At 43.8% G+C, this 6739-nt stretch carries 3 protein-coding genes; all 3 read right to left on the minus strand.

Going from position 1 to position 6739, the window contains the following annotated elements:
* Positions 1-55: 55 nt before the first annotated feature.
* Positions 56-4528 carry a hypothetical protein gene (locus Q0198_RS01900; protein ID WP_297894372.1) on the minus strand — a complete coding sequence of 1491 codons (4473 nt, stop codon included), beginning with the start codon at positions 4526-4528 and terminating at the stop codon, positions 56-58.
* Between the two features lie 503 nt (positions 4529-5031).
* Positions 5032-5835, minus strand: a complete 804-nt coding sequence (locus Q0198_RS01905; RefSeq protein ID WP_297894373.1) for a transporter substrate-binding domain-containing protein — start codon at positions 5833-5835, stop codon at positions 5032-5034.
* Between the two features lie 100 nt (positions 5836-5935).
* A partial coding sequence (locus tag Q0198_RS01910; RefSeq protein WP_297894375.1) for a transporter substrate-binding domain-containing protein occupies positions 5936-6739 on the minus strand: 804 nt, incomplete at its 5' end.

The following is a 6739-nucleotide window of genomic DNA, read 5'->3' on the forward strand; positions in this document are numbered from 1 at the left end:
AGTATAGGATTTGATTTTATAGATGTGTGAGCTAGAGCTTGCTCACCTCTTAAATTTAAAACATAATCTCAAACCCTGCATTGATAGCACCGCCTCTTGTCTTGCCTACGTAGCCCTTGCCACCTAGGCTAAGGATAAGGTTTTTGCTATCGTATTTATAGCCGGCTTCAAATACTCCGGTAGAGCCTTTTAAGCTAGGCTTAGGAGCGTCAAGCCCCATAGTAGATGCTTTAGCATCTCCGCTAAACTCATACTCGTATGCGCCTCCAAAGTATAGGTTATGCTCATCTTTTAGATTTATAGTATCTCTAAGACCCGCTCTTAGCCTATTAGATGTAACGCTATCAAAGTGATATCTCTCGCCCGAGCTTATAGTAGCATCCGCATCATCCGTGTAAGCATATAGCCATTTAGTATAAACGTCTAGTTTATTGCTTTCGCTTAGATCAAAGATCTGACCTACTCCTATATGAGTAGCCATATAGGTTGAGCTTATATCAAACTTCTCATTATGAGCTAATACTCCAGGGGCTATGGCATAGGTCCAGTCGTTACTATTGTAGTCGCTGCTTATCTTACCTACGTGAAAGCTTGCATCCAGGTAGGTACCACTAGTAAAGTTTTGCTTTAGCATCAAGCCTCCGCCTATATACTCACTATCTCCGTCTGCATGTAGGCCATTATCTAAGTAGCTATCGTAGTTTGCTCTTCCATATTCAACGAATACTCCGCTTAAGATATCTCCTGCGAAATTCTCAGTTAAGCTGGCAAGTCCTGCTGCTACTCCATAGCCTTTGGAATTTACGTGCGAACCAGTCTCATACCTTAGATCATAAGCTTCGCTTATAGCAAAAGGAAATAGCTCTAAATGCCCATCCGGTATTAGCTTATCTAGGTAGTTGGTGATTAACTCGCTTCCGCTCTTTAAGCTAGCTAAGCTTGCAGCACGGGTTTCTGCGAAGGATTTGGTATTAGAATTTACGCGCGCGCTAGGAGCCGAGGAAGCATCAAAGCCTAAATTTAGATAATTGCCGCTTTGATAAATTTTAGGGTTATAGCTTAGACTTACCCCTACATTTAGCGTTGCATGCATATTGGCTGCGTTAGGAGTTATAAGGCTGCCGCTTCCTTGCTTATTGATTAGATGAATCTCGCTGCTTGGATTAATCGGACCGCTTACTCCGCTTATATAAGCCGTGATATTGCTTACGTTGCTTAGATCGGTATTGGCAGTAGGGTCGCTTAGGGTAAGTACGCTATCGCCTGCTCTAATAGAGTTAGGAAGAAAGAAGTTTAGCCTGTCAAAACCGCTAATATTTTTAGCGCTTAAGGAATTTACTGCCGCAGGAGAGCTATTGCTAGCTCCTATGTTAAGGGTGTTGCCGCCACCGCTTGCGCTTATTGCGCCTACATTATGACCGCTGATGAAATTTAACGTATTGTTTGCGCCTGCTGCGTTGATATTTCTAGCGTTAAAATTCTTATCCTCCCCCGCTTTACCTATATCTATGTTATTTCCGTTAAGACCGCCGGCACCAAGATACTTCTGCAGCTCATCCGCATCAAAGTCTCCATTTATGCTCTCGTTAGTCTTAATAAGCTTTTGGATATAAAGTTCCTTCTCATCCTCGCTTATATGCATACCGCCTATGTTTCTGCTAAAGGTATTAGCATCCTTTATGACATAGTTTTTATTTAGCTGAGTTACGTAGCCCTTGTCTTTAAAGCGCGGATCATATCCGGTAAATTTACCGCCTCCGCTTTTATAGGCAAGTGTGTATTTCTTATTATCGTCATCTGGATAGCTTGCATTGTTTAAAGCATTAAATTCTCTTGCCGAGTTTACAAATATATCTGTACCGCTTAGATCGGTATTGCCAGAACCTGTCAAGCTTAAAGCTCTTTTGGTACTTGATGAAGCATCATTTTTAATCTCGCCAAGTGAGGCTAAGTTAAATTCCAATTTATTGAAATTTGCAAAATTCCCTGCATTTAGGCCATTGCCGGAGTTTGAAGATAGGATATTTAGGCTATTGCCCGAATTGCTAGCGTTTGCACTAGATACGCCGTATATCGTGCCTGCTACTCTGCCGCTTCTGAAATTTACTACGTTGTTGCTGCCGCTAACGGCTTCCGCTGCGTAGACGTTGCCGGCGATCTGCGTGTTGCCGTTTAAATTTACAGTGTTGGAGGAAGCAGCGCCGCTAGCCTTTCCACCATATACGCTTCCGCCTACGTTTACCGAGTTAAGAGTTATGGTGTTGGAAATCGCGCTGTTTCCCTTGCCGCCTACCGCCATTGCTCCTACGCTGCCGTTGTTTATAGTTACGATATTGGATTTAGCTTCCCCGTTGCTAGTATTGCCGCCGTAAATGCTATTGTGGATTATCGTAGCATTCGTAGTTACGCTATTATCGTGGACGTTTCCGCCGCCGCTACTGCTGTGGGTGATGCCCGCATTTACATACCCCACGTCTATTCCGCTTGCTTCGAAAGTTACGTGGTTATTATAAATTTCTTGCGAGGTAGCGGAATTTGAATATCCGCCATCGATCTCGCCTATGTTGCTTCCGCCATTGATCTTGGTGTGGTTGCCGTGGACGCTGTTGCTTCCATCGGTAGCGTCGTCTCTGCCCGAGCTTATGTTTTTACCGCCTAGATTGCCTGTACCATCTTTTACGATTACGGTGTTGCCTTTATTACCGAATAGCTCAGTAGCGCCCGCAGCTTTGTTAGAATTTTGATTTTGCATTAGCTCGCTTTGATCGAAATTGGGGTCTATCCAAGAGCGAGTTAGAGTGCCTTTCTGCATAATTAAATTCTTACTGTTTTCGACCTCGATCGTAGTGCCGGTGATTTGATAGTGGTCTTTGTCGGTAATCGTATAAATTTGATTATCTTGCACGGTTTGTGCGGCTCTAGTAATCGTGCCGCCGCCTGAATTATGTATCAGATAGTACTTTCCTTCGCCAAGATCTGATTTTATACCCTCTATCTTTGTACCGTTTAAATTCGTATTGCCGCCAGTGGTTAGAGTAAGCGGCGCATCAGCTTCGGTAGTGGAATATAGATCGTTAAAATTTATAGAGCCGAAATTTTTAATGTCTTTAGCTTTTTTAATGCCGCCGCCGACCCAATTTTCTATATGTAAGGTATTAGTTTTATCCGTAGGCTTATTGCTGCCGTAGATTGTACCGCTTATAGTGCCGCCTCTAAAATTTACGTTGCTATTCTCGACGCTGCCGCTTGTAGCGTAGCCTGCATAGACGTCTCCTGCTATCGTCGTTCTTTCTTTATTGATATAAACGACCGCGTTTTTGACGCTTCCCGCACGTGCGCCATAGACATTGCCTCCGATATGCACGCCTTTATTAGAATCGAATGCCCCTAGAGTAACTCTATCGCCGTCCGATTCGCCTGCGATGCCGTTTGCTGCTGCAACATCGCCCTTTACGGTGCCTTTTAAAATATCAACTACGCTTCGCGAGCTTGAGGTGCCGCCCAAAGAGCCCGTGACGCTGCCTACGATCGCATCGTCGTTATTGATCTCTACGCGATTTGCGCTCATTACGCTAGCGCTATTTGCTTGGCCGCCTACTACTTGGTAATTTTGCGCTTTTAGCCTTGAGTTTATGGTTACGGAGTTTGCGCTAGAGTTTCCACTTCCGCCCGCTGCGCCCCAAATTCTACCGATTCCATTTAGAGTGATAGTATTTGTGCTGCCATAATAAGGCGCCGTTATATTGACGCTATTGTAGATGCTTTTTCCCGTGGAGGATTGAGCGCCGAATATATCGAAGTCCCCTCTAAACATGCCGCCTTTGATAGTTATTCTATTTGATACGGCATCGCCGCCGCCGCTTACTATACCGCCCACGATTACATTCGTAACGGAGCCGTTGCCGATAGTGCCTCCGTCGATCGTTACGGCGTTAGAGGAGGCTTTTTTGTCCGCTCCGCTTCTGCCGCCGATGATATTATAATGTCTATTTGAGCTACCGCCGAAGTTATCGGCATTTCCCGTAATTTCGGCGCCGTATTTTACAAAAACCTGATTTCGCGTCGCTTCGCCTTCGTTGCCCGTTTTAGACGCCGCTATGCCTTGCCCGCCCACGACTAAATTTACCTTGGAGCCGTTTTCCAAGCTCACGTAATTATCAGATACGCCCTTGGCTTCGGCGCCTATTGCGATACCCACGTAAGCGTTTGCGCCTCTAATCGTAAGTCTATTGTTGGAGGCGGAGTTTAACTCAGTAAAGCCAGCGATCCCATCGCCGCTTCCTCCGCCGTAAATCACGCTGCTGGAGTAGTCCGTTCCGCCGCTTGCAACGCCCGTAATCGTCGTAATATTGCCGTTCGGGCTGGTGCTACCGCTGCCGCTAGTATTGCCGCTAAATCCCGCCGAATAGAGGTTGTTGTGAGTATGGATAAGCGGCGGATTAGAATCTGCATTGCAAAGTGCTTGTGCGGGTGCTAGTGCGAGCACCGCTGCGAGGCTAAGCATAGAGGAGCAGATGGATTTTTTCATATATTGATCCTTTAAAATTCATAAAGTTTGCGATTATACATAAAAATAGATCAGTTTGCAATATGAAAATCACTGATCGGTTTTTGACAGAGGGGTGGCTGCATTTGTAATTTTAAGTAGTAAAAATTTACTCTTTGCGCAGAATAAATTCCTGGCTGAAAAATTTAACCTTTTTTAGTGGGGGGGTATTTAGAGTGGATTGCAAGTGGTAAAAAAACCTAACAAAGAGATTTTGAGTAAAATTTTAAATAATAAAAATCTGAGCTAAATTAATTCTGGCAATTTCAAGCTGCGATAGAATTTATGCAAGATAAATTTAAAACGAGCGAAATTTTATATAAATGCCGTTTCGCCCGCGAAAAAGCTTTTTTGAAAAATTTAAACAAGCAATATTGCGCGATAAATTTTATGTGATCCATGCTGCAAGAGCTAAAGCATAGCAAGCAGGAGATAAATTTACGCGATAAATCTTGCGTGATAAATTTTAAAATAAGCCGCAAATCCTACAAGAAGCTGTAAATTCCATCTAGCAAGAAATATCTTTTATCCGCAGCGCCGTGATAAAATGGATTAAAAGTCCCTTCGTATGCCTTTTCAAAAAAGCCTTCTTTGCTTAGCTTTATAAGCTCTGCATTGACGAAATCCAGTAGCTCTTTATTGCCCTTCTGCACGCCAATACCCATGAAATCAGGCTTACCTAGTGTTTTAAGCGGTACTTCCATCTCGCTATCGACTACTGGATATGCCATTGCGATTAGATTATCGGTCGCGTAGGCGTCCACGTCGCCGTCTTTTAGCATGCGGTAGCACTCCCTGGCGATCTTACAAAATGTAAAATTTCCAAAGCCTTCTTGTTTAAAAAATGCCTCGCCTGTACCGCCGCTTTCGAGTAAAATTCTTTTCTCTCGCAGATCGGCTAAGGATTTTATTCTATCGGCCTTGCGGGTTAAAACTCCAAGATTTACCGAAAAATACGGTGTTGAAAAATCGATCTGCTGCGCGCGTTCAGGCGTAATGGTAATCGTAGCGATGACGATATCTACGCGGTTGTTTACTAATGCTGGAATTCTATCCTCGACCTTCATCGGCACAAGTTCGATTCTGCCGCCTTTTTCGCCGAAAAGATCATTTGCTATGGCCTGTGCCATTGTAACTTCAAAGCCCTCGAAAGTCCCATCGTTTAGCTCACTAAAAGGAGGCTGTCCGTCGTAAACGCCGATGCGAACGACGCCTTTTGATCTGATCTGTTCCAAACTATCGGCAAAAGCAACGATAAATGGTAGTAACATTGCAAGAAGCAATTTCATGGCAAATCCTTAAATTTAATCTCTCTTCCGCTTTCAAACTAAGCGGGAAATTTTATTTGCTAAAATTCTAAAAGCCGGACTCAAAATTTAAAGCAAGCTCTTAGAGCATATTATAAATTCCATCTAGCAGAAAATACTTCTTATCTGCCGTACCGCGATAAAATGGATCAAAGCTCTGCTCGTAGGCCTTTTTGAAAAAGCCCTCTTTGCTTAGCTTGATGAGCTCTGCATTGACGAAATCAAGTAGTTCCTTGTTGTCTTTCTGCACGCCGATGCCGATGAAATCGCTAGGGCCTAGGTTTTTAAACGGCACTTCCAAAGTATCATCGATGACGGAATATGCAAGCACTATGAGATTGTCGTTTATATAGCCGTCCGCATCGCCATTTCGAATCATTTCGTAGCATTCCTTAGCCGAAGCGCAATGGCCTAAATTTTTAAATCCCTTGGTTTTGAAAAATCTCTCTGCTACTGTCGCGTCGCCTTCGAATACGATCTTTTTATCATGAAGCTGCGCGATATCGGTAAAAGCGTCGGCTTTGCGCGTTAATACGCCCAAATTTACGGAGAGGTAGGGGAGGGAGAAATCGATCTTTCTTTTTCGTTCGTTGGTGATGCTAAATAGACCGATCACCAAATCAAGCTTGTTTGCCTCTAAAAATGGAATTCTATCATTTACGCTTAACGGGATGAACTCGATTTTGCCCTCTTTTTTGCCGAAAATTTCTTTAGCAATAGCGTTTGCAAGATCGATTTCAAATCCTTCAAATTTGCCGCCATTAGACTCGCAAAGCGGTGGATGGGCGTCGCGCACTCCGATGCGAATGACGCCGTTTTGTCTGATTTGATCTAGGCTATCTGCAAAAAGCGCCGCACAAAATAGAGCCGCTATAAAAAGTAGTTT

It is taken from the genome of uncultured Campylobacter sp. (genome assembly GCF_938045205.1).
Classification (GTDB): Bacteria; Campylobacterota; Campylobacteria; order Campylobacterales; family Campylobacteraceae; genus Campylobacter_B.